At 53.3% G+C, this 886-nt stretch carries 1 protein-coding gene; it reads right to left on the bottom strand.

All coding sequences use genetic code 11. The annotated features are described in order from the left end of the window. The coding region (locus MWU84_RS23990; RefSeq protein WP_246906554.1) for a tyrosine-type recombinase/integrase at window positions 1–713 on the bottom strand (713 nt) is incomplete at its 3' end. Window positions 714–886: the final 173 nt, after the last annotated feature.

Genomic DNA, 886 nt, shown 5'->3' with positions numbered 1-886 from the left:
CGCTCCAACGGACTGAACGGCCTTTGCCTGCCCAATTGTGCCACGTGCAGGTAGGTAAGCGTGGTCTGTATATCCGCATGTCCCAACAGGTCCTTTACGCTCATGATGTCCAGCCCCATTTCCAACAGATGGGTGGCATAACTGTGGCGCAGGCTATGGGTGGTGACCTCTTTTTGGATACCGCTGTGTTTCCGTGCTTCCTTAACGATCCATTGCACTCCCCTGGCGGAGAGCGCGACAGGACCGCCCTTGCTGTCATTGCCGTTAAAGCACCAGGTAACGGGCCTTTCCGCCGAGATGTATTTCCTTAGGCCCCGGACCTGCATCGCGCACAATGGGACATAGCGGTCCTTCCTCCCCTTCCCCTGGCGGATGTGCAGCATCATCCTCTCAAGATCCAGATCCTTCAGCTGTAGGTTGCAGAGTTCAAAGTTGCGAAGGCCGCAGCCATAGAGCATGGCCAGGACCAAACGGTGCTTCAGCAGTTTCGGGGCCCTGAGAAGCCGCCTTACCTCGTTGCGGCCCAATACAACCGGTAGTTTCTTGGGCCGTTCGATCGAAGGCAGCACCACGCGCATCTCCTTCATTCCCGAGATACGGTAGGCATATCTCAGACCATAGACGGTATGCTTGAAGAAACTGTCCGATGGGGTCCTGTGCTGCGATTTTAAGATATGAAGGTAATCAAGGATCTGTTCCTCGTAAAGGTCCAAAGGACTGCATTTGAAGTGGATCGCAATGTGCGCCAGACATCTGGCGTAGTTGGTAAGGGTACTTTGGCTTTTGCCGGCCAGTTCTACCGACCGTTTTAATTTATGGTAGAGTTCGTTGAACCCGGATACAGAATTACAGGCCCTCTCAATGAGGGTACTACTTTTTTTTCATA

Origin of the sequence: Arenibacter sp. F20364, assembly GCF_023015905.1 — a bacterium.
Taxonomy (GTDB): Bacteria; Bacteroidota; Bacteroidia; order Flavobacteriales; family Flavobacteriaceae; genus Arenibacter.
This window is presented reverse-complemented; position numbering and strand designations above follow the sequence as displayed.